18 protein-coding genes are annotated in these 22,128 nt (G+C 69.4%); 9 read left to right on the forward strand and 9 right to left on the reverse strand.

Annotation, left to right across the window (positions count from 1 at the left end; all coding sequences use genetic code 11):
• Positions 1-1,365: an acetyl-CoA C-acetyltransferase gene (locus ACFUCU_RS02915; protein ID WP_377970550.1), complete on the reverse strand. Its 1,365-nt coding sequence runs from the start codon at positions 1,363-1,365 to the stop codon at positions 1-3.
• A 68-nt stretch (positions 1,366-1,433) separates the two neighbouring features.
• On the opposite strand from ACFUCU_RS02915, the gene ACFUCU_RS02920 reads away from it, so the two are divergent.
• Both ACFUCU_RS02920 and ACFUCU_RS02925 read left to right on the forward strand, forming a co-directional pair.
• Positions 1,434-2,138: a TetR/AcrR family transcriptional regulator gene (locus ACFUCU_RS02920; protein ID WP_377970799.1), complete on the forward strand. Its 705-nt coding sequence runs from the start codon at positions 1,434-1,436 to the stop codon at positions 2,136-2,138.
• A 101-nt stretch (positions 2,139-2,239) separates the two neighbouring features.
• Positions 2,240-4,420, forward strand: a complete 2,181-nt coding sequence (locus ACFUCU_RS02925) for an acyl-CoA dehydrogenase (RefSeq protein WP_377970552.1) — start codon at positions 2,240-2,242, stop codon at positions 4,418-4,420.
• 126 nt (positions 4,421-4,546) lie between these two features.
• On the opposite strand, the gene glgA is transcribed toward ACFUCU_RS02925, so the two are convergent.
• Complete coding sequence (gene glgA, locus ACFUCU_RS02930) at positions 4,547-5,746, reverse strand: glycogen synthase (RefSeq protein ID WP_377970554.1); 1,200 nt, start codon at positions 5,744-5,746, stop codon at positions 4,547-4,549.
• 102 nt (positions 5,747-5,848) lie between these two features.
• On the opposite strand from glgA, the gene glgC reads away from it, so the two are divergent.
• The 3 genes from glgC to ACFUCU_RS02945 all read left to right on the forward strand — a co-directional run bounded on the left by glgC (position 5,849) and on the right by ACFUCU_RS02945 (position 9,345).
• Entirely contained in the window at positions 5,849-7,267 is a 1,419-nt protein-coding gene (gene glgC / locus ACFUCU_RS02935) for a glucose-1-phosphate adenylyltransferase (protein WP_377970556.1), read from the forward strand.
• 49 nt (positions 7,268-7,316) lie between these two features.
• Complete coding sequence (locus ACFUCU_RS02940) at positions 7,317-8,822, forward strand: SDR family NAD(P)-dependent oxidoreductase (protein ID WP_290258880.1); 1,506 nt, start codon at positions 7,317-7,319, stop codon at positions 8,820-8,822.
• A 94-nt stretch (positions 8,823-8,916) separates the two neighbouring features.
• Positions 8,917-9,345 carry a pyridoxamine 5'-phosphate oxidase family protein gene (locus ACFUCU_RS02945; protein ID WP_290258910.1) on the forward strand — a complete coding sequence of 143 codons (429 nt, stop codon included), beginning with the start codon at positions 8,917-8,919 and terminating at the stop codon, positions 9,343-9,345.
• A gap of 27 nt (positions 9,346-9,372) precedes the next feature.
• On the opposite strand, the gene ACFUCU_RS02950 is transcribed toward ACFUCU_RS02945, so the two are convergent.
• On the reverse strand, positions 9,373-9,819 hold the full coding sequence (locus tag ACFUCU_RS02950; RefSeq protein ID WP_377970557.1) for a universal stress protein: 447 nt from the start codon (positions 9,817-9,819) through the stop codon (positions 9,373-9,375).
• A gap of 420 nt (positions 9,820-10,239) precedes the next feature.
• Here ACFUCU_RS02950 and ACFUCU_RS02955 point away from each other — a divergent pair, with 420 nt between their 5' ends.
• Complete coding sequence (locus ACFUCU_RS02955; RefSeq protein ID WP_290258882.1) at positions 10,240-10,935, forward strand: response regulator transcription factor; 696 nt, start codon at positions 10,240-10,242, stop codon at positions 10,933-10,935.
• 60 nt (positions 10,936-10,995) lie between these two features.
• Here the strand turns inward: ACFUCU_RS02955 and ACFUCU_RS02960 are convergent, their stop codons facing one another.
• Positions 10,996-12,693 (reverse strand): GAF domain-containing protein, encoded by a 1,698-nt coding sequence (locus ACFUCU_RS02960; protein WP_377970559.1) that lies wholly within the window; start codon positions 12,691-12,693, stop codon positions 10,996-10,998.
• Positions 12,694-12,867: 174 nt separating this feature from the next.
• Between ACFUCU_RS02960 and ACFUCU_RS02965 the strand changes: the two genes are divergently transcribed.
• Positions 12,868-13,380: a pyridoxamine 5'-phosphate oxidase family protein gene (locus tag ACFUCU_RS02965; protein ID WP_364137370.1), complete on the forward strand. Its 513-nt coding sequence runs from the start codon at positions 12,868-12,870 to the stop codon at positions 13,378-13,380.
• A 30-nt stretch (positions 13,381-13,410) separates the two neighbouring features.
• Here ACFUCU_RS02965 and ACFUCU_RS02970 read toward each other — a convergent pair whose 3' ends face one another.
• The 3 genes from ACFUCU_RS02970 to ACFUCU_RS02980 are packed head-to-tail and all read right to left on the reverse strand — an operon-like array spanning position 13,411 to position 16,773.
• Positions 13,411-14,262, reverse strand: coding sequence for a transglutaminase N-terminal domain-containing protein (locus tag ACFUCU_RS02970; protein WP_377970561.1), 852 nt, complete (start codon positions 14,260-14,262; stop codon positions 13,411-13,413).
• Entirely contained in the window at positions 14,259-15,185 is a 927-nt protein-coding gene (locus ACFUCU_RS02975) for an alpha-E domain-containing protein (protein WP_290258886.1), read from the reverse strand. The genes ACFUCU_RS02970 and ACFUCU_RS02975 overlap by 4 nt, the downstream gene beginning before the upstream one ends.
• Positions 15,178-16,773, reverse strand: coding sequence for a circularly permuted type 2 ATP-grasp protein (locus ACFUCU_RS02980; RefSeq protein ID WP_290258887.1), 1,596 nt, complete (start codon positions 16,771-16,773; stop codon positions 15,178-15,180). Before ACFUCU_RS02980 ends, ACFUCU_RS02975 begins: the two co-directional genes overlap by 8 nt.
• 175 nt (positions 16,774-16,948) lie before the next feature.
• Between ACFUCU_RS02980 and ACFUCU_RS02985 the strand changes: the two genes are divergently transcribed.
• Together ACFUCU_RS02985 and pepN are read left to right on the forward strand one after the other, a co-directional pair.
• Positions 16,949-17,998 (forward strand): YeiH family protein, encoded by a 1,050-nt coding sequence (locus tag ACFUCU_RS02985; protein WP_377970563.1) that lies wholly within the window; start codon positions 16,949-16,951, stop codon positions 17,996-17,998.
• A gap of 34 nt (positions 17,999-18,032) precedes the next feature.
• Positions 18,033-20,636, forward strand: coding sequence for an aminopeptidase N (gene pepN / locus ACFUCU_RS02990; RefSeq protein WP_377970565.1), 2,604 nt, complete (start codon positions 18,033-18,035; stop codon positions 20,634-20,636).
• 25 nt (positions 20,637-20,661) lie between these two features.
• On the opposite strand, the gene ACFUCU_RS02995 is transcribed toward pepN, so the two are convergent.
• Positions 20,662-21,768, reverse strand: a complete 1,107-nt coding sequence (locus ACFUCU_RS02995; RefSeq protein WP_377970566.1) for a biotin/lipoate A/B protein ligase family protein — start codon at positions 21,766-21,768, stop codon at positions 20,662-20,664.
• Between the two features lie 102 nt (positions 21,769-21,870).
• Complete coding sequence (locus tag ACFUCU_RS03000; protein WP_290258891.1) at positions 21,871-22,128, reverse strand: type B 50S ribosomal protein L31; 258 nt, start codon at positions 22,126-22,128, stop codon at positions 21,871-21,873.

A 22,128-nucleotide genomic window follows, 5' to 3' on the forward strand; every position in this document is an offset into this window, starting at 1 on the left:
CTAGTGTGCTTCCAGAATGGCGACGACGCCCTGGCCGCCGGCGGCGCAGACGGAGATCAGGCCGCGGGCGGGGCGGCCGTCCACGGTGCCCTTGCGGTGCAGCATGGTTGCCAGCGAGGCGACGATCCGTCCGCCGGTGGCGGCGAACGGATGGCCGGCGGCCAGGGAGGAACCGTTGACGTTGAGCTTGGCCCGGTCCACGGCACCCAGCGCGCCGTCGAGCCCCAGCCGGGTCCGGCAGAACTCCTCGTCCTCCCAGGCCGCGAGGGTGCTGAGCACGGTGCCGGCGAAGGCCTCGTGGATTTCGAAGAAGTCGATGTCGTCAAAGGTCAGTCCGTGGCGGGCCAGCAGGCGCGGCACGGCGAAGACGGGGGCCATCAGCAGGCCGTCCTTGCCGTGGACGAAGTCGACCGCGGCCGCCTCGCCGTCCAGGACGGTGGCGAGCTTGGGCAGGTCGTGGGCGTCGGCCCATTCCTCGGAAGCCAGCAGCACCGTGGCGGCACCGTCGGTCAGCGGGGTGGAGTTGCCGGCGGTCATGGTGGCCTCGGCGCCGAGGTTCTTCCCAAAGACCGGCTTGAGCGTGGCGAGCTTTTCCAGGGTGGTGTCCGGGCGCAGGTTGGAGTCCTTGCTCAGGCCGCGGTACGGGGTGATGAGTTCGTCGAAGAACCCGTCGTCGTAGGCGGCGGCCAGGTTGCGGTGGCTGTTGTACGCCAGCTCGTCCTGTGCCTCGCGGGTGATCTTCCACTGCGCGGTGGTGAGGGCCTGGTGCTCACCCATGGACAGGCCGGTGCGCGGCTCGCCGGTGTTGGGCGCGTCGGGGGCCAGGTCCTTGGGGCGGATGCGGCTGAGGATCTGGAGCCGCTGCGGCAGGGTCTTGGCGCGGTTGAGGTCCAGAAGGATTTCGCGCAGGCCCTCGCTGACGGCGATCGGGGCGTCCGAAGCGGAGTCAACGCCGCCGGCGATGGCGGAGTCAATCTGGCCGAGCTTGATCTTGTTGGCCAGGCCCAGCACGGTCTCCAGACCGGTGGCGCAGGCCTGCTGCAGGTCGTAAGCGGGGGTCTCGGCGGAGAGGGCCGAACCCAGGACGGCCTCGCGGGTGAGGTTGAAGTCGCGCGAGTGCTTCAGCACCGCGCCGGCGGCCACCTCCCCGATCCGTTCATCCTGCAGGCCGAAGCGGGCGATCAGCCCGTCCAGTGCGGCGGTCAGCATGTCCTGGTTGGAGGACTTGGCGTAGGCTCCGCCGGTTCGGGCGAACGGGATGCGGTTGCCGCCGACGACGACGGCCTTGCGCAGCTGCTGCTCCGGTGCCGCCGGACGAGCTACAGAGTCCTGCGGGCCGGGTGCGGGCGTTCCGTTTTCAGGCATGGGCTGTCTCCTAGGGATCTGAACGGTTACTGATACCCAGCGTACCTGATACGCTGGGTATCGTGAACATCCTGGAAGCTGACCCCGCCGCGCACGGCTCGTCCTCCGGCACGCCCGGCGCCGCCGTCGACGGGCGCGCCTCCCGGTGGCAGTCACACCGCGAGGAACGCCGCCGCGAACTCATCAAGTCGGCCCGCCGCGCGGTGCATGCCCTGGGCAGCGAGGCCTCGATGGAGGACATCGCCGCCGCCGCCGGGACCTCCAAGTCGGTCTTCTACCGCTACTTCGGGGACAAGGCCGGCCTTCAGCAGGCCGTCGGCGAGGTTGTCCTGAACCAGATGCAACGCCGGATCGGCGAGGCCGCACAGGCCGCCCAGACCCCGCGGGAGGGCCTCTTCGCGATGGTGTCGGCCTACCTGCAGATGGCCGAGACCAGCCCCAACGTCTACACGTTCGTGACCCGGTCCGCGCCCGGCGAGCCCGAAAGCCAGAACGGGCCCGCCGCCGCCGGCGCCCTTGGCCACTTCTTCGACGCCATCAGCGAGATGATCGCCGTCCCCATGCGCCAGCAGCTGAGCGCGGCCCCGGGCAAGGAAGCCGTGATCGGTTACTGGCCCAACGCCGCGATCGGCCTGGTCCGCAACGCCGGCGAGCAGTGGCTGGCCAGCCCCGACTCCCCCGCCAAACCCGGGCAGGAGGCGATGGCGCGGCAGATCACCGACTGGCTCTGCTTCGGCATAGCCCCCGAACTCTCCGACCTGCCCTCCCCCTGAACCCTTGCCCCTGCACCCGCCCACCAGCACCACGATCCACCCCGGTCCCGCGCCGGAAACCGCAACACCTGAACGATGTCAGTGCCAACGAAGGAATCGACATGACTGAACTAGCCGACCGCACCTCGGACACCACCAGCTCCTCCCGCCCGGCCGCTCAGGCCACCGCCCGCTCGCAGGGCACCGGCAGCTCCGCACCGGGCGCCACCCGGGACGCGGCACCCGCCGTCGACGTCGCCGCGCTCGGCGAGCAGCTGCTGGGCAAATGGGCGGACGTCCGCCGCCAGGCCCGCGAACTGGCCGGCCGCGATGAACTGCACAAGATCGAGGGCCTGACCCACACCGAACACCGCAAGCGCGTCTTCGGTCAGCTCGGCATCCTGGTGGACAACGGCGCCGTGCACCGGGCCTTTCCCAAGGAACTCGGCGGCGCGGACGAACACGGCGCCAACATCGCCGGCTTCCAGGAACTCGTGGTCGCCGACCCGTCGCTGCAGATCAAGGCCGGCGTCCAGTGGGGCCTGTTCGGCTCCGCCGTCAACCACCTCGGCACCGAGGAACACCACAAGAAGTGGCTCCCCGGCATCATGAGCCTGGACATCCCCGGCTGCTTCGCCATGACCGAGACCGGCCACGGCTCCGACGTCGCCAGCATCGCCACCACCGCCACGTATGACCCGGACGCCGGGGAATTCGTGCTGCACACGCCGTTCCGCGCCGCCTGGAAGGACTACATCGGCAACGCCGCCAACGACGGCCTGGCCGCCGTCGTCTTCGCCCAGCTGGTGACCCGGGGCGTCAACCACGGCGTGCACGCCTTCTACGTGGAGCTGCGCGACCCGGAGACCAAGGAGTTTCTGCCCGGCATCGGCGGCGAGGACGACGGCGTCAAGGGCGGCCTCAACGGCATCGACAACGGCCGGCTGCACTTCACCCAGGTCCGGATCCCCCGCACAAACCTGCTCAACCGCTACGGCAACGTCGACGCCGACGGTACCTACACTTCGCCAATCGGCAGCCCGGGCCGGCGCTTCTTCACCATGCTGGGCACCCTGGTTCAGGGCCGTGTGTCCCTCGACGGCGCCGCCGTGACCGCCTCCAAACTGGCACTCAAGACCGCCATCCAGTACGCCACCGAACGCCGCCAGTTCAACGCCTCCTCGCACACCGACGAAGAGGTGCTGCTGGACTACCAGCGGCACCAGCGCCGCCTGTTCACCCGCCTGGCCACCACCTACGCGGCCGGCTTCGCCAGCGAGCAGCTCCTGGAGAAGTTCGACGACGTCTTCTCCGGACGCGCCGACACCGACGAGGACCGCCAGGACCTGGAAACCCTGGCCGCGGCGCTGAAGCCGCTGAGCACCTGGCACGCGCTGGACACCATCCAGGAATGCCGCGAGGCCTGCGGCGGTGCCGGTTTCCTGATCGAGAACCGCTTCGCCTCGCTGCACGCGGACCTCGACGTCTACGCTACCTTCGAGGGCGACAACACCGTCCTGCTGCAGCTCGTGGCCAAGCGCCTGCTGGCCGACTACGCCAAGGAGTTCCGCGGCGCCGACTTCGGCGTGCTGGCCCGGTATGTCGTCGGCCAGGCCGGCGGCGCGGCGATCCACCGCACCGGCCTGCGCGGCGTGGCACAGTTCGTGGTGGACACCGGCTCGGTCCAGAAGGCCGCCACCGCCATCAAGGACGAGGCCAACCAGCGCGCGCTGCTCACCGAGCGCGTCCAGGCCATGGTGGCCGAGGTCGGGTCCGCGCTGCGCGGGGCGAACAAGCTCCCGCAGGAGAAGGCCGCTGCCCTCTTCAACAGCCACCAGGACGAACTCATCGAGGCGGCCCTGGCGCACGCCGAGCTGCTGCAGTGGGAGGCCTTCACGGAGGCCCTGCACCGGGTCACCGACCCCGGCACCAAGACCGTGCTGACCTGGCTGCGTGACCTGTTCGGTCTCTCCCTGATCGAGAAGCACCTCTCCTGGTACCTGATGAACGGCCGCCTCTCCATGCAGCGCGCCCGCACCGTGGGCGAGTACATCAACCGCCTGCTGGTGAAGATCCGCCCGCACGCCCTGGACCTGGTGGACGCCTTCGGCTTCGGCCCCGAGCACCTCCGGGCGGCGATCGCTACCGGCGCCGAGAAGACCCGGCAGGATGAGGCGCGCGAGTACTTCCGGCAGCAGCGCGCCAGTGGCCAGGCCCCGGTGGATGAGAAGACGCTCCTGGCCCGCGAGGCGCGGGAGCAGAAGGCCGCCACGGCCGCGGGTAAGGGCAAGGCCAAGCGCTAGGTCTGCACCCCGCGTCCGATACGACGACGGCGGCGCCGCCCCCAGGGATGGGGACGGCGCCGCCGTCGTTAATCCGCCGTGCTGACCGGCCGGGCTACTGCCGGCCGGCCCGCCTTGCGGGCAAGGTTACTGCGGCAGGACCGAGCGGTAGACCTCGAGGGTGGTCTCCGTGATCGACTCCCAGGAGAAGTGCTCCTCGGCCCGGCGCCGGCCGGCCTGGCCCATGGCGCGGGCACGCTCCGGATCGGAGACGACCTCGGTGAGGGCGGCGGCGAATTCACGCACGAACTTCTCCGGATCCAGCGGGGTGCCGGTGCCGTCGGTGACCTGTTCGAGTTCCACGAGCAGTCCGGTCTCGCCGTGCTGCACCACCTCGGGGATGCCGCCGGTGGCGCTGGCCACCACCGCAGCGCCGCAGGCCATCGCCTCGAGGTTGACGATGCCGAGCGGCTCGTAGATCGAAGGGCAGGCGAACGCGGTGGCGTGGCTGAGCACCTGGATGAGCTCGTGCCGCGGCAGCATCCGCTCGATCAGGACCACGCCGCTGCGCCGGGCCTGCAGGTCCTCGATCAGGCGCGCGGTCTCGGCGGCCAGTTCCGGGGTGTCCGCGGCGCCGAGGCAGAGCACCAGCTGCACGTCGGCCGGGAGTTCGGCGGCCGCCCGCAGCAGGTACGGGACGCCCTTCTGCCTGGTGTTGCGGCCGACGAAGACCACGCTGGGCCGGGCCGGGTCGATGCCGAGGGCGCGGATAGCGTCGTCGTTCTCGTCCCGGTTCCACAGGCTGACGTCAATGCCGTTGTGCACCACCCGGACCTTGGCGGGGTCCACGTCCGGGTAGCTGCGCAGGATGTCCTGCCGCATGCCCTCGGAGACGGCGATGATCGCGGCGGCGGACTCGTAGGCGGTCTTCTCCACCCAGGAGGACACGGCGTAGCCGCCGCCGAGCTGCTCGGCCTTCCACGGCCGCAGCGGTTCCAGGCTGTGGGCGCTGAGCACGTGCGGGATGCCGTGCAGCAGGGCGGCGATGTGGCCGGCCATGTTCGCGTACCAGGTGTGCGAGTGCACAAGGTCGGCCCCGGCGACGTCGGGAACGATCCGGAGGTCGACGCCGAGGGTCTGGACGGCGGCGTTGGCGCCGGCCAGGTCCTCCGGGACGGGGTAGGAGGTCACGGTGGCACCGTGGTAGTCGGGATCGCGGGGGGCGCCGAAGGCCCGCACCTGCAGGTCCACGTGGCTGGCCAGGACGCGGCTCAGTTCGGCCACGTGGACGCCGGCGCCTCCGTAGATTTCGGGCGGAAATTCCTTGGTCACTATGTCTATTCGCACATTCCCCAAGGTAGTCGTTCGGGCTGATCTGTTCTAGTGTGAAGAGGTCCGGGCACACCGGACTGTTTTGGGGAGTTACGAAGGCGTTCAGGAGCGATCACCATGCCGCAGCAGAAAAAAGTCTTGGCCATTGTCCTCGCAGGTGGCGAGGGGAATCGGCTGATGCCGTTGACGGCGGACAGGGCCAAGCCGGCCGTCCCCTTCGCCGGCAGTTACCGGCTCATTGATTTCGCTCTTTCGAACCTCGTGAATTCCCGTTATTTGCAGATTGTGGTGCTCACTCAATACAAATCCCACAGCCTGGACCGTCATATTTCCGAAACGTGGCGGATGTCCACCCAGCTCGGCAATTACATCGCCTCCGTCCCCGCCCAGCAGCGCGTGGGCAAAAGCTGGTTCCTGGGCAGCGCGAACGCCATCTACCAGTCCCTGAACCTGATCCACGACGCCAACCCGGACATCGTCGTCGTGGTCGGCGCCGACCACGTCTACCGCATGGACTTCGCACAGATGGTGGCACAGCACGTCGCCAGCGGCGCCAAGGCCACCGTGGCCGCGGTCCGCCAGCCGCTGCACATGGCGGACCAGTTCGGCGTGATCGAGGTGGACCAGAACGACCACCAGAAGATCGCCGCGTTCGTCGAGAAGCCCTCCTCCACCCCGGGCCTCGCCGCCGACCCCAGCCAGTTCCTCGCCTCGATGGGCAACTACGTCTTCGACGCCGACGCCCTCGTGGAGGCCCTGCACGTCGACGCCGAACGGCTCGACACCAAGCACGACATGGGCGGGGACATCATTCCCTACTTCGTGGACAAGGGCGAGGCCGGCGTCTACGACTTCACCACCAACGACATCCCCGGTTCCACCGAACGGGACCGCACCTACTGGCGCGACGTCGGCACCATCGACTCGTTCTACGACGCACACATGGACCTGATCTCCCCCGTCCCGGTATTCAACCTCTACAACTCCGAGTGGCCGATCTACACCCGGCAGAGCATCTCCCCGCCGGCGAAATTCGTCCGCGGCGAGGGCAAGACCGTCGGCACCGCCCTGGACTCCATCGTCGCCAGCGGCGTCGTCATCTCCGGCGGCATCGTGGAAGGCTCCGTGCTCTCCAACGACGTCTACGTCAGCACCGCCAGCCGGGTCTTGGACTCGGTCCTGATGGACAAGGTGCAGGTGGGCCCGGGCGCCGTCGTGAAGCGCGCGATCGTGGATAAGAACGTCCGGATCCCCGCCGGCGCGGCGATCGGCCTGGATCCGGAACTGGACCGCGCCCGCGGCTTCAAGGTCACCGACTCCGGCATCACGGTCCTCGCCAAGGGCCAGGAGGTCCCGGAGCCGGGCGAGGCTGAGCGCGCCCTCTCCGCGGCGAACCTGTACCAGGTGCCGGACGCTGTCCGGACGGCCACCGAGAACTGGCCGGCCGGCCGGGAGTCTATGGAGAAGGTGGGCGAGGTGCACGCCGCCGCCGTCGGCGTCGAGACCCCCGCCGCCCCGCACACCCAGGCCCCGTAACCGACGGGGGCGTCGGGAGGAGCCCTGCGCTGCCGGTAAAATTGGCACAATGAGCTCCCCCGACCTGCCCTCCGAACCGGCCAGCGACACCCCCGCGGAGGCCGTGCCGGTGGCCGACCTCAGCCCCGAAGAGATCGCCGCCTGCCTCAAGGTGCTGAACACCATTCACGCCTACGACGACGAGCACCCGGACTACGTCGCCGTCCGGCGCGCCACCGGCAAGATGTTCAAGGCGGTCAAACGGCACCGGCGGACCACCAAGCGGGACCTGATCGCCGAGGCGGACCGGGCCGTGATCGCGCAGACCGCCACCGCCGCCCCGGACCGGATCGACGACGAGACCCGCGGCAACAAGCTGGCCACCTCTGCCACCGGGGAGGTTGCCGGCCACCTGATCCGGTCCCGCCCCTGCTACATCTGCAAGCAGCATTACACCCAGGTGGACGCCTTCTACCACCAGCTCTGCCCGGAGTGCGCACTCTTCAGCCACAGCAAGCGGGACGCCCGCACGGACCTGACCGGGCGCCGGGCGCTGCTGACCGGCGGCCGGGCCAAGATCGGCATGTACATCGCGCTGCGGTTGCTCCGCGACGGCGCCCACACCACCATCACCACCCGGTTCCCCAAGGACGCCGCCCGCCGGTTCGCCGCCATGGAGGACAGCGCCGACTGGCTGCACCGGCTGCGGATTGTGGGTATCGACCTGCGCGACCCCTCCCAGGTGATGGCCCTGACCGATTCCCTGGACGCCGCCGGCCCGCTGGACATCATCATCAACAACGCCGCCCAGACCGTGCGCCGCTCCGGCAACGCCTACAAGCCCCTGGTCGACGCCGAGGATGAGCCGCTGCCGGCCGAGCTGCAGGCCGCGAACGGTGGCCCCGAGCTGGTCACCTTCGGCCACGCCCACGACAAGCACCCGCTGGCCCTGGCCTCCTCCGTGCTGGACCACCCGGTGCTGGCCGGGGACGCCATCACCTCGCTAGCGCTCTCGACCGGCTCGGCATCGCTGGAGCGCATCGCCTCGGGCACCGCGATCGACGCCGGTGGCCTGGTCCCGGACCTGGCCACTATCAACAGCTGGACCCAGGTGGTGGACGAGGTGGACCCGCTGGAGATGCTCGAGGTCCAGCTCTGCAACGTCACCGCACCCTTCCTGCTGGTCAGCCGGCTGCGGCCGGCGATGCGTCGCTCGGACGCCCGGCGCAAATACATCGTGAACGTCAGCGCCATGGAGGGCCAGTTCTCCCGGGCCTACAAGGGTCCCGGCCACCCGCACACCAACATGGCCAAGGCCGCGCTGAACATGATGACCCGCACCAGCGCCAAGGAGATGCTGGAAACCGACGGGATCCTCATGACCGCGGTCGACACCGGCTGGATCACCGACGAACGCCCGCACTACACCAAGGTCCGGCTGATGGAGGAAGGCTTCCACGCCCCGCTGGACCTCGTGGACGGTGCCGCGCGGGTCTACGACCCGATCGTCATGGGCGAGGCCGGGGAGGACCAGTACGGGGTGTTCCTGAAGGACTACAAGCCCAGCCCCTGGTGACGCCACGGGCCTAATGGCCCTGATCCGTGCGGGGGAGCCTCCGTACCGTGGACCTGTGACTACGACGACGCCTCCGCCGGATTTCAACCTGTCCATGGACCAGTGCTGGGCCCTCCTCGACAGCGAGGTGGTGGGCCGGGTCGCGCTGATCGTGGACGGCCATCCGGAGGTCTTCCCGGTGAACTTTGTCCTGCACCGCCGCTCGATCGTCTTCCGCACCGCCGGCGGCACGAAGCTCTGGGGCGCAATCACCGCGAAGCCGGTGGCGTTCGAAATCGACGGCTACGACGCGCACGAGGAAACAGCCTGGAGCGTCATGGCCCGCGGCGAGGCGGAACTGGTCGAGGACCAGGCCGAGAAGGAAGCGGTGGACGCCCTGCTGCTGGAACCCTGGCAGCCGGGAGAGAAGAGCTTCTACGTGCGGGTGCCGCCCAAGGCGCTGACCGGCCGCCGGTTCAAGGTGACCCAGCCCGATGTCTGGAAGACCCGGCTGGCAGACCCGCGGCGAGCCTCTTTCGAGTAGAGCCTTCGGGGGCGCCGGCAACTCTTCCTAGTGCCGCTTCTCCGGCGTGTGCACCACGAGGACCGGGCAGTGTGCGTGGGCCACGAGGGCAGAACTGACCGAGCCGAGCAACAGTCCGCCGAAGCCGCCGTGGCCGCGCCGGCCCAGCACCATCAGGTCCGCGTTGCGGGACTCGTCGATGAGGACCCGCCGCGGGTTGCCCTGCACCAACCGGGATTCGACGTTCTTCGGGAGCGTGTCGCCGAAGGCGGTGTTCAGCGCGTCCTGCAGGATCTCTCCGGCCCGGACGTCGAAGTCGTTGATGCCCATGGCCACATACCCGTCGTAGACCGGCGGGAAGTCCCAGCAGGCCAGGGCGGTGACGCGGGCATGGAACGGCTCGGCCAGGACCCGTGCCTGCCGGAGGGCCTCCACCGAGGCGTCCGAACCGTCGACGCCTACCAGGATGCTGCGGATGCCCTGTGCCTCGCTCATCTGTGTTCCCCTTCGCTTGCCCGCCTGTGTTGACTTGTGCCGTGCCCGAACCCGTTGCACCGGTGGGGCATGGCTTCAAACACTACGGCGACGGCGTTCCCCGGCTAGGGCCAAAGGTCACCTTTCCCGGCTCCGCCGCGCCGGGGGACGAACGGCCCTTTACGCAGGTGAGCACGGGGGATGAGAATGGCCGTGGCAGCGGTTTACCGGCGGAGATCCCGTCGGCACAGCCCGCCCGGGGACACGGTTTCGGGCGCACCGCCGCCGCCGTGGCTTCGGGGGGAGCCACAGTTGCATGAAGGTTGGATCGTCAGTCTGCCGCAGTCCGCTGCCGGCAGGACGCGTGAACAGGGCGCCGGCCGGGCGCCGGGGTCCGTCAGGCTCCCGGGCAGCCTCGGACGGCGGCCGGATGGGAAACACATGATTGCCTGGGCAGATGCCGGTCTCACCGCACCAGAGGGCACCGCGGCGGTGATCAAGGTCTTCATCCTCGACGACCACGAGCTGGTCCGCCGCGGATTGCAGGAACTCCTCGAGGGCGAGGGATTCCAAGTCGTCGGAAGTTCCGGCTCCGCAGTGGAGGCCACCCGACGCATCCCGGCCCTGCACCCGGACGTCTGTGTCCTGGACGCCCGGCTGCCGGATGGAACCGGGATCGAGGTCTGCCGCGACGTCCGCTCCATCGATCCCTCGTTGAACTGCATCATCCTCACGAGCTTCGACGACGACCAGGCACTGCGTGGCGCGGTCCTCGCCGGCGCGTCCGGCTACATCCTCAAGGAGATCGGCGGGACCGACCTGATCGGGGCGCTGCGGCGCGCCGCGGCCGGCGAGTCGCTCTACGAAAAGGGCGTGGCGGAGGGCGTCATGGAGAGCCTGGTGGAACCGGAGGAAGTCGATCCGCGGACCGCCGCGCTGACGCCGCAGGAACGCCGCGTGCTGGAGCTCGTGGGCGAGGGACTCACCAACCGGCAGATCGCCGCCGAGATGTTCCTCGCCGAAAAGACAGTGAAGAACTACGTCTCCTCGCTGCTGGCCAAGCTCGGCTTCGAGCGGCGGACCCAGGCCGCGGTGTTCATCGCCAGCCCGGCCGCGCAGCACGCCAACGGCGCCTGAGCCGGTCGCCACAGGTCCCCGGGCACGCAGGCCTGAAAACGACGCCGGCCTGCGCCCGGGCTAGAGCGGGACGGACCACTCCACGCTGGTTCCCTCGTCCGGGGCTGAGACGATCACGCACTCGCCGTCGAGCATCCGTGCCCTGTCCTCCAGATTGGCCAGGCCGTTGCGGGCCGCCGCGTTGGTGAAACCCGACCCGTTGTCCGTCACCACCACCGTGACCCGGCCCTTCACCACGGCCACCGAAACGGAAATCGCGTCCGCGCCCGAGTGCCGGATGGCGTTGCTCAGCCCCTCGGAGACCACGGCCACCACATTGTCGGCCTTCTCCGCCGGGACGGTGTCGATCGGGCCGGTCAGCGTCAGCCGCGGCGTGAACGGCAGCGATTTCGCCGAACTCCTGGCCACGCGGCGGATCCGTCCGCTGAGCGGGTCGGAATCGGTCTGGCTGTGCCGGAGCGAGTAGATGGTATCCCGGAGACTGCGGATAGCTTCGTCGAGCTCGCCGGTAATGTTCCGGATCCGTTCGGTGGCGAGGTCGTCCTTGGTGAAACGTGCCAGGCTCTGGACGCTGAGGCCCGCGGCGAAGAGCCGCTGGATGACCAGGTCGTGCAGGTCACGGGCGATCCGGTCCCGGTCTGTGAAGACGAGCAGTTCCTCCCGGAGCCGGTGAACGCGCGCCAGTTCCATGGCCAGCGCCACGTGCGAGCCAAACACGGCCCCCATCTCCCGATCGGTCCGGTCGTACGGGGCGGCCTCGGGCTCCCGGGCAAGCAACAGAAGTCCGTGGTGGGAGCCGCGGGCGCTGAGGCCGACCGCCAGCAACGGTCCGGTGCTGTGGTCATCGCATAGTTCCAGCACGCTGGAGGCCGAGGGAAAGAGGACCGGTTCGCCACCGGCGAGGACATCCTGCAGTTCGGGATGGTTCAGTAGGAGCGGGGCGCCGCTGAAGTCGGCAGCCTGCTCCCCCGCCGCGCCGACCACCACGTGGCCAGCGGCTGAGTCGGCTGGGGCGACAATCAGAGCGAGCCGGGACCGCGATTCGAGCCGGGCCCGCTCGGCAATGGGATCGAGGTCGGATTCGAGGTGGTCTCCGTCGCCGGCGAGCATCGTGCCCGTGACATCCATCGACGCCTCCAGCCAGCGCGCGCGGCGCCGGGCGTCGTCGTACAGGGTGGCGTTCTCGATCGCGACGGCGGCCGCCGCGGCCAGCGCCACGGCCAGGGCCTCGTCCTCATCGCTGAAGTCCTCTCCCCCGGCCTTCTCGGTCAGGTAGAGGTTGCCGAAGACCTTGTCCCGGACGCGGATGGGGACGCCCAGGAACGTGTTCATCGGCGGGTGGTTCGGCGGGAAGCCGGTGGCCTCCGGGTGGGCGCCGAGCTTGTGCAGCCGCAGAGGCTTGGGGTCGCTGACCAGCAGGCCCATGACCCCGTGGCCGGTGGGCTGGCGGCCGATCCGGGCGGCAGCCGCGGCGTCGATGCCGACGGTGACGAAATGGTTCAGGGTGTTGTCCTCTCCCATCACCCCCAGGGCGCCGTAACGTGCGTGCAGGAGGGTGCAGGCGGATTGGACGAGGCGTTCCAGTACGGCGTCGAGGCTCAGGTCCTCGGCCAGGGCCACCACCGCTTCCAGCAGTCCGGCCATTCGTTCCCGGGATTGCATCAGTTCCCCGCCCCGGGTGACGAGATCCCTGAGTACGTCTTCGGCTTTGGCGTTGCCGGACGCTATTGAGTCCGGTCCCTTATCAAGAGACTGCATGGTGCCCCCAAAAACTGTGCAAGATGCTGACATCCACCATCCACGCTGATGGTTTGCTGTCAGCAATACTCCCACTCCCGGGCGCCGGGGGCCAGAGCCGAAGCACCCCAATTGCGGCCCGGCGGGACGTTGGTCCCTAGATCGCGGCGGGCCCTCTGGCATAAGCTCGCCGCCATGAGCACTGACCCGCAGCAGACAGGGCACCCCGTGGACAAAAAGGACGCCGCATCAGGACCGCATGCCGTTGAAAACCTGGACAACCACGAATGCTGGCGGCTGCTGCGCAGCGTCAGCGTCGGCCGGATGGCGGTCTGGGTGGATGACCATCCGGATATCTTCCCGATCAACTACAAGGTGGACCACGGCACCCTGGTGTTCCGCACCGCTGACGGCACCAAGCTCCAGGCCGCCACGGGCGACACTCCGGTGGCGGTGGAGGCCGACGGCGTGGACGCGGACACCGGGATCGCGTGGAGCGTGGTGGTCAAGGGCCAGGCCGCCCCGGTGAAAAACCAGGAGGAAGTGCTGGACACCGTGGGCCTGCTCCTCTTCCCGTGGCAGGCGGGAAAGAAGGAACACTTCGTCCGGATCACCCCGGATTCCGTGACCGGACGCCGCTTCAAGATCGTGCCGCCCCTGACCTGGTGGACGCCGCTGGACGACGCCACCCGCTCCGGCCTGGAGTAGCCGGACGGCGTTGCCCTATCCGGTGCCTGCTCAGGCCAGGCGGGTGATCTCCACCGTCACGGACAGTGCCGAACCGCCGCCGCCGGAGAGGATGCCCTTCAGCGGGGGCACGTCCCGGTAGTCCCGGCCGCGGGCCACGGTGACGTGGAAATCCCCGGCAGGCTTGTGGTTCGTCGGGTCCCAGCTGCGCCACTCGCCGTCCCACCACTCCAGCCACGCGTGCGACTGGCCGGCGACGGTCTCGCCGATGGCCGCCGTCGAGCGCGGGTGCAGGTAACCCGAGACGTAGCGGGCGGGGATCCCGCAGCTGCGCAGCGCGCCGATGGCCAGGTGGGCCAGGTCCTGGCAGACGCCCTGGCGCTGGTTCCAGGCCTGCTCCGCGTTGGTGGTGACGCCGGTGGAACCCTTCATGTAGGTCATCTCCCCGCGCATCCACTCGAAGACGGCCATGGCCGCCTCGTGCGGATTGCGGCCGGCGACGACGCCGGGGACGATCTCCAGGACCTCGGCGCCGGGACCGGTCAGCTGCGACTGCGGGATCCAGTCGCTGAACTGGTCCAGCGTCTCCGGGGCGGTGAGCACGTCCCAGCCCACGATGTCGGCCTCCGAAGGGATCCGCTCCACCCGGTGCACCTCCACGGTGGTGGTGGAGAGGACCTCGAGGTGCTCGTGCGGCATCTGCATGTCGAACGCCGTGACCCGGGTGCCCCAGTAGTCCCGGTAGCTGCTGAGCGCTGCCTGCGAGGGTGAGACCTTCATGGAGGACTCCAGGACCACCTGCTGGGGGTCCGTCAGCGGCGTCATCCGGGCCTCGTTGTAGGAGAGGGTGACGCGCTTGTTGTACTTGTACGCGGTCCGGTGCGTGATGCTCAGCCGGGTCATGAAACTTCTCCCACCCAGGCCAGTTCGTCTGCCTGATTGAAGTACTTACGGGAAATGGCGTCCGAGGCCTGCGAGACGGCCTTCTGCACGCGCTCCATGTGCTCGGGCAGCTCGGACATCAGGTCATCGGTCCGGTGGAACTCGAGGAAGGTGCGGGCCTGGCCCACGATCCGGCGGGCATCGTTGATGAAGCCCACGCGCTGGGCCGACGGGTCCAGCTTGGCCAGGCAATCGTCCGCGTCGCGCAGCGCGTACACGATCGAGCGCGGGAAGAGCCGGTCCAGCAGCAGGAACTCGGCCGCGTGCTGGTCGCCGAAGGCCGCCCGGCGGGTGCGGAGGAAGGATTCGTAGGCCCCGGCGCAGCGGAGCATGTTCACCCATGACATGCCGGCGGAGAGCACGTCGCGGGTGGAGAGCATGCGGGCGGTCATGTCGGCGCGCTCCAGCGACCGGCCGAGGACCAGGAAAAGCCAGCTTTCGTCGTGGCTGACGGTGGTGTCGGCGAGGCCGCTGACCATGGCGGTCCGCTCCAGCACCCAGTTGCAGAACCGGTAGGTGCCTACCACGTCCTTGCGGTGCTGGTTCAGCCCGTAGTAGGTGGTGTTCAGGCTCTCCCAGAGGCCGGAGGAGACGGTTTCCCGGGCGCGGCGCGCGTTCTCCCGGGCGGCGCCGAGCGATCCGGCGATGGAGGTGGCACTGTGCTTGTCGTAGGCCAGGTCGTGCAGCAGCTCGTCCAGGCCGAAGTCCTCGGACTGGGGGCGGGCGCCCATCACGGCCAGCAGCTCCCGGGCGACGCTGCGCTGTTCCTCCATCGGCAGGTGGTTCAGGCGCTCCAGGTGGACGTCCAGAATGCGCGCGGTGCCGTCGGCCCGCTCCACATAGCGGCCGATCCAGAACAATGATTCCGCGATCCGGCTAAGCATGTTCGGGTACCTCCTGGGCCTCGGCCATTTGCTGCTGTTGCTGTTCCTTCTGGCTGTCGCGCCAGTTGCTTTCCACCGGCCAGACCGAGACCCGCTCGCGGATGGCGATGGCCGGCTTCGGGATGACCTCCACGGGCACCTGCGCCGAATCGGCCAGCACCCAGGTGTCCTTGGACCCGCCGCCCTGGCTGGAGTTCACGATCAGTGAGCCCTCCTTCAGCGCCACCCGGGTCAGGCCGCCGGGGAGCACCCAGACGTCGTCGCCGTCGTTGACCGCGAAGGGGCGCAGGTCCACGTGCCGGGGGCCGAACTTGTCGCCGCTGAGGGTGGGGACGGTGGAAAGCTGCAGCACCGGTTGTGCGATCCAGCCGCGCGGGTCCGTGATGATCCGCTTGCGCAGGGCGTCCAGCTCCTCGCGGGAGGCGTCGGGTCCGATCACCAGGCCCTTGCCGCCGGAACCGTCCACCGGCTTGACCACCAGTTCATCCAGCCGGTCCAGGACGTGTTCGCGGGCTTCCTTCTCCTCCAGCCGGAAGGTGTCCACGTTCGCGATCACCGGTTCCTCGTTGAGGTAGTAGCGGATCAGGTCCGGGACGTAGCTGTAGACCAGCTTGTCGTCGGCGACGCCGTTGCCCACGGCGTTGGCGATGGTGACACCGCCTGCCCGGGCGGCGTTGACCAGGCCGGGGCAGCCGAGCATGGAGTCGGAGCGGAACTGCAGCGGGTCGAGGAACTCGTCGTCGATGCGCTTGTAGATCACGTCCACGCGCTGCTCACCGGCGGTGGTGCGCATGTAGACGCGGTTGCCGCGGCAGATCAGGTCGCGGCCCTCCACCAGCTCCACGCCCATCAGGCCGGCCAGCAGGGTGTGTTCGAAGTAGGCGCTGTTGAAGACGCCCGGGGTCAGGACCACGACGGTGGGGTCGTCGACGCCGGAGGGCGCGGTCTTGCGCAGGGCCGAAAGCAGCCGGCGGGGGTATTCCTCGACCGGGCGGACGCGCTGCTGGCCGAAGGCCTCGGGCAGGCCCTTGGCCATGGCGCGGCGGTTTTCGAGGACGTAGCTGACGCCGGAGGGGACGCGGACGTTGTCCTCCAGGACGCGGAAGGTTCCGGCCTCGTCACGGATGACGTCGATGCCGGAGATATGCACGCGGACGCCGCCGGCGGGCTCGAAGCCGTGGACCTGGCGGTGAAAGTGCGCGCTGGTGGTGACGAGCTGCCGCGGGATGACGCCGTCGGAGACGACGGCCATCTTGTCGTAGACGTCATTCAGGAACGCCTCGAGCGCCTTGACCCGCTGGGCCACACCGCGTTCCAGGACGGTCCACTCGTCCGCCGGGATGACGCGCGGCACGATGTCCAGCGGGAACGGCCGCTCCTCCCCCGCGAAGTCGAAGGTGACGCCGCGGTCCAGGAAGGTGCGGGCCATCGAATCGGCGCGGGCGGTGACGTCGGCGAGGGAGAGTTCGCGGAGCGCCCCGGCCACCTGGCCGTAGGAACGGCGGGCCTGCTGGCCGGGCGCGAACATCTCGTCGTACGCCCCGCTTCGGCCGGCGGCCTCGGAGTAATCCTGAAAAAGGTCAGACATGCCCACTAGCCAACCATTTTTTGGTCCCAATTTCATATCGGCGCACCCCTTTTGGCGTGTTGCAGCCCACGCGGTGCCGTGGTACAGCTCACGCCAGCTCCGGACCGGGTGACGGCGGCCGATCCGGTGGCCTGGCGGGCAGGGTTTTCCCGCCGAAATGGGGATTCCGGGCCCGATGCGGCACAGTGGACCCGTGCCCCGAGACCTTCACCCTTTCACCGCTTCCCTGCGCGGCCTGCCGCCGCTGCTTCCCGGGCTGCTGGCCTGCGCCGGCGCCGTCGCTGCCGCCCTGGCCGTCCACGCGCTGGTGCCCGCGCTGCCCGCGATGACGGTCGCCGTCGTGCTCGGCCTGCTCGCCGCGAACCTCCCGGGCGTCTCCGCCTGGACATCCGGCCCGGGCCGGGCCGGACTGGGGTTCGCCGGGAAGCACCTGATGCGCAGCGGCATCGTGGTCCTGGGCCTCAAGGTCAGCGTGGTGGACGTCCTCGGCCTCGGCTGGCCCGCGCTGCTGCTGATCACCGGCGTCGTCCTGGTCTCCTTCGCCGGCACCTACGGCATCGGCCGGCTCTTCCGGCTGCCCCCGACCGTGTCGCTGCTCATCGCCACCGGCTTCGCGATCTGCGGCGCCTCCGCGATCGGGGCCATGGCCGCGGTCCGCCGTATCCGGCAGCAGGACACGGTGTTGCCCGTGGCCCTGGTGACGCTCTGCGGCACCCTCGCCATCGGTATCCTGCCGCTGCTCACCGGCCCGCTGGAACTGGGCCCGCAGCTCTTCGGCGCCTGGGTGGGGGCATCCGTGCACGACGTCGGCCAGGTGGTGGCCACCGCGCAGACCGCGGGCGCTGCGGCCCTGGCGGTGGCGGTGATCGTGAAGCTGACCCGGGTGCTGCTGCTGGCCCCGATGGTGGCCGTCGCCGGGCTGCACCACCGGCTCCGCGACGATTCCGGCGGGACCATGCCTCCGGTGGTGCCCTTGTTCGTGCTGGGGTTCGTCGCGATGGCCGCGCTCCGCTCCACCGGGGTGCTGCCAGCGGGCGTGCTCGAGGCGGCCGCCCTGCTGCAGGACATCCTGCTGGGCATGGCCCTGTTCGGGCTGGGGTCCGCCGTCCGGGTCCGCGAACTGCTGCGGACCGGCACCCGGGCGCTGCTGGCGGCCCTCGCGGCGTGGCTGCTGATCGCCGCCCTCGGCCTCGGCGCGGCGGTCCTGATGCTGCCCGGGCACTGAGCTGCGCGGGGCGCCTGCGTGATTAGATAGCAGCGTGTCCAACCAGAATTTGACCCGTGAAGAAGCGGCCGCCCGCTCGGCCCTGATCACCACGCACAGCTACGATGTGTCCCTCGATGTCCGGCAGGCCGCGGACCCCACGGTGGCCGGCTACCCCAGCCGCAGCGTCATCACCTTCGCCGCCGCCGAACCCGGGTCCAGCACCTTCCTGGACTTCATCAGCTCCGAGGTGCACAGCGTGTTCCTCAACGGCAAGGGCCTGCCCGTGGCCGACGTCGTCGACGGCTCCCGGATCCGGCTGGACAACCTGCAGGCCGAGAACCAGGTGACCGTCACGGGCACGGCGCTGTACAGCACCTCCGGGGAAGGCATGCATCGGTTCTTCGACCCCGCCGACGGCCAGTGCTACCTGTATACCCAGTACGAGCCGGCCGATGCCCGCCGGGTCTTCGCCAACTTCGAACAGCCGGACCTCAAGGCCGAGTTCACCTTCCATGTGATGGCGCCGTCCGGCTGGCAGGTCGCCTCCAACGGCGTCGAGGCCGCCCGCACCCAGCTCACCAGCGACCCGGCGACCAGCCGCTGGGACTTCGCCCCGACCAAGCCGGTGTCCACCTACATCACCAGCGTCCTCGCCGGCCCCTACTTCCGCGCGGACAGCAGCTGGCAGGGCACCCTCTCCGACGGGACGGCCCTGGAGGTGCCACTGGCCCTGTACTGCCGGGCGTCGATGGCTCCATCCTTCGACACCGACGAGCTGTTCCGGCTCACGGGCAACGGCCTGGACTTCTTCAACCGGCTCTTCGACTACCCCTACCCGTGGGGCAAATACGACCAGGCGTTCGTCCCCGAATACAACCTCGGGGCGATGGAAAACCCGGGCCTGGTGACCTTCACCGAGAGCTACGTCTTCACCTCCCGGGCCACGGATTCGCAGTACCAGGGCCGGGCCAACACCCTCTTGCACGAGATGGCGCATATGTGGTTCGGCGACCTGGTCACGATGCAGTGGTGGAACGACCTCTGGCTCAAGGAATCCTTCGCCGACTACATGGGCACCCTGGGCGTGGACCGGACCACGGACTGGGACACCGCCTGGGTGAACTTCGCCAACAACCGCAAGGCGTGGGCCTATGTCCAGGACCAGCTGCCCACCACCCACCCGATCGTGGCGGACATCCCGGATCTGGAGGCCGCCAAGCAAAACTTCGACGGCATCACCTACGCCAAGGGCGCCTCGGTCCTCAAGCAGCTGGTGGCCTATGTGGGGTTCGAGGACTTCATCGCCGGCTCACGCCGCTACTTCCGCGACCACGAGTTCGGCAACACCACCCTGGCCGACCTGTTGGCCGCGCTCAGCGCCGCCTCCGGCCGGGACCTGGGCCCCTGGGCCCGGCAGTGGCTGCAGACCTCCGGGATCTCCACTCTCACGCCCGAGATCACCGACGAGGACGGGATGCTGACCGCCGTGGGCGTGCGACAGGACGCCACCGACCCGGTGACCGGCTCCCCCGAACCCCGCCCGCACCGGCTGCGGATCGGCCTCTACAACCGCGATGCGGACGGCGCCCTGGTCCGCACCGACAGCGTGGAGACCGACGTCGACGGCGGACACACCGCCATTCCGGACCTCACCGGAAAGCCCCGGCCGGAGCTGCTACTGGTCAACGACGAGGACCTCAGCTACGCCAAGGTCCGGCTGGATCCGTTGTCCGAAGCCACGGTCCGGGAATCCCTGGACCGCATCACCGACCCGATGGCCCGCGCGCTCTGCTGGACCGCGCTCTGGGACTCGGCCCGGGACGCCGTCACGCCCGCCGCGGACTACGTGGCAGCGGTGCAGCGGTTCGGTCCCGCGGAAACCGGCATCGGCGTGCTGCTCGCGATTCTGGGCAACGCCGCCACCGCCGTCGAACGCTACGTCCCCGCCGCGGAACGGGACGCCGTGCGCCGCACCTTCCTGGACGCCGCCGTCGCCCAGCTCGAGCAGGCCGGCCCCGGCTCGGACCAGCAGCTGGCCTGGGCCCGCACCGTTGCCGCGGCCAGCCGCCACGACGGCAGCCGCCTGCCCCTGCTGCGCGGCCTGCTGGACGGCAGTACCGTGATTGAGGGGCTGGCGGTCGACGCCGAACTCCGCTGGAACCTCTGGCACGCCCTCGCCGCCAACGGCCAGGCCGACCCGCACGAGCTCGACGCCGAACTCTCCCGCGACAACACCGCCTCCGGCCGTTCGGGACACGCCACGGCCCTGGCCGCACGGCCCGACCCGCAGGTCAAGGCCAAGGCGTGGGAGGCCGCTGTCAACGGCACGGACCTGTCCAACCAGCAGCTCAGCGCCACGATCGCCGGCTTCACCACGGCGCGCGCGGAATTGCTGGCCGGCTTCGTGGAGCCCTACTTTGAGGCGCTGGAGCGGGTCTGGGGCAGCCGCAGCATCGAAATCGCCAGCAGGATCGTCCGCGGGCTGTACCCGGCGGGGCAGGATCTCAGCGGCCACGCCCCGGCAGAGCACCCGGTGGTGGTCAGGACGGACCGCTGGCTCACCGAACACGCGGACGCGCCGCGGGCCCTCCGACGGATCGTCATCGAGCAGCGCAGCCACCTGCTGCGGGCGCTCACCGCGCAGGCCGCCGGCTAGCAGCAAGCGGCACTACGGGTGCGAGCTACGGGACCCGGTGCAGCCACTCCTCGGTGGCGAACTTGGCCTCCACCCGCGCCCGCGCGGCGTCGAGTTCGACGTCGGTAAGCTCGGCCGGCGTCGCGCCGTACCGGTCGGTGAACACCTCGATCATCGCCGCCACGATGTCGGCCCGGCTCAGGCCGGTCTGGCGGCGCAGCGGGTCCACGCGCTTCTTGGCGCTGGTGGTGCCCTTGTCCGAGAGCTTCTCCTTGCCGATCCGGAGCACCTCGACCATCTTGTCGGCGTCGATGTCGTAGCTCATGGTCACGTGGTGCAGCATGCCGCCGTTGGCGAGCCGTTTCTGCGCGGCGCCGCCGATCTTGCCCTGGTCCGTGGCGATGTCGTTGAGCGGGACGTAGAAGGCGTTGATGCCCACCTTTTCCAGGGCGGCGAGGACCCAGGCGTCCAGGAAGCCGTAGGAGTCGGCGAAGCTCAGCCCGTCCACCAGCGTCTGCGGCAGGTAGAGCGAGTAGGTGATGCAGTTGCCGGCCTCCATGAACATGGCGCCGCCGCCGCTGATCCGCCGGACGACGCTGATGCCGTGCCGGCTGACGCCCTCGGGCTGGACCTCGTTGCGGACCGACTGGAAGCTGCCGATCACCACGGAGGGCTCCTCCCAGTCCCAGAACCGCAGGGTGGGGTTGCGGCGCCCGGCACCGACCTCTTCGGTGAGGACCTCGTCCAGGGCAACGTTCACGTGGGTGGGCAGCACCGTGGGGGCGATGACGTTCCAGTGGTGGTCGCCCCAGCCAGTGGCCTTGGCAAGGGCCCTGCGCACGGCGATCGCGACGGCCTCGGCGGACAGGCCGAACAGCACGGTGCCCTCGGGCAGTGCCGCGGTGACGGCGGCGGCGAGGTCGGCCGCCGGGCTGTCGGCAGGGAGCCCGGTGAGGGCCCGGTTGATCTCCGGCAGCGCCTCGTCGGGCTCGAGGAAGAAATCGCCGCTGATGGAAACGTGGCTGAGCACGCCGTTGTCCACCACGAGGTCGGCGACCACCAGCTTGCCGCCGGGGACCTTGTATTCGCCGTGGCGGCGGCCGCCGTCGCCGTTTCCGTCTGCCGTTGCGGGGGTGGAAGAGGAGGAAGTCATACCCTCAATCCTGCCACGCACGCGGGTGCGGGGCGTGACGGCGGTTAACGCGAAAGGCCCGCACCGTTGCCGGTGCGGGCCTCCCAAGACTTTGGAGCAGAATTACTTCTTGCCGCCGAACCCCTTGAAGCGAGCGTTGAAGCGCTCGACGCGGCCTGCGGAGTCCATGATGCGCTGCTTACCCGTGTAGAACGGGTGGGACTCGGAGGAGATTTCGACGTCGATGACCGGGTAGGTGTTGCCGTCTTCCCACTCGATGGTCTTCGAGGAAGACACGGTGGACTTGGTCAGGAACTTGACGCCGGAAGCCAGGTCGTTGAAAACAACAGCTTCGTACTTCGGGTGGATATCTGCCTGCAT

The organism is Arthrobacter sp. NPDC057259 (genome assembly GCF_042668995.1).
Classification (GTDB): Bacteria; Actinomycetota; Actinomycetes; order Actinomycetales; family Micrococcaceae; genus Arthrobacter.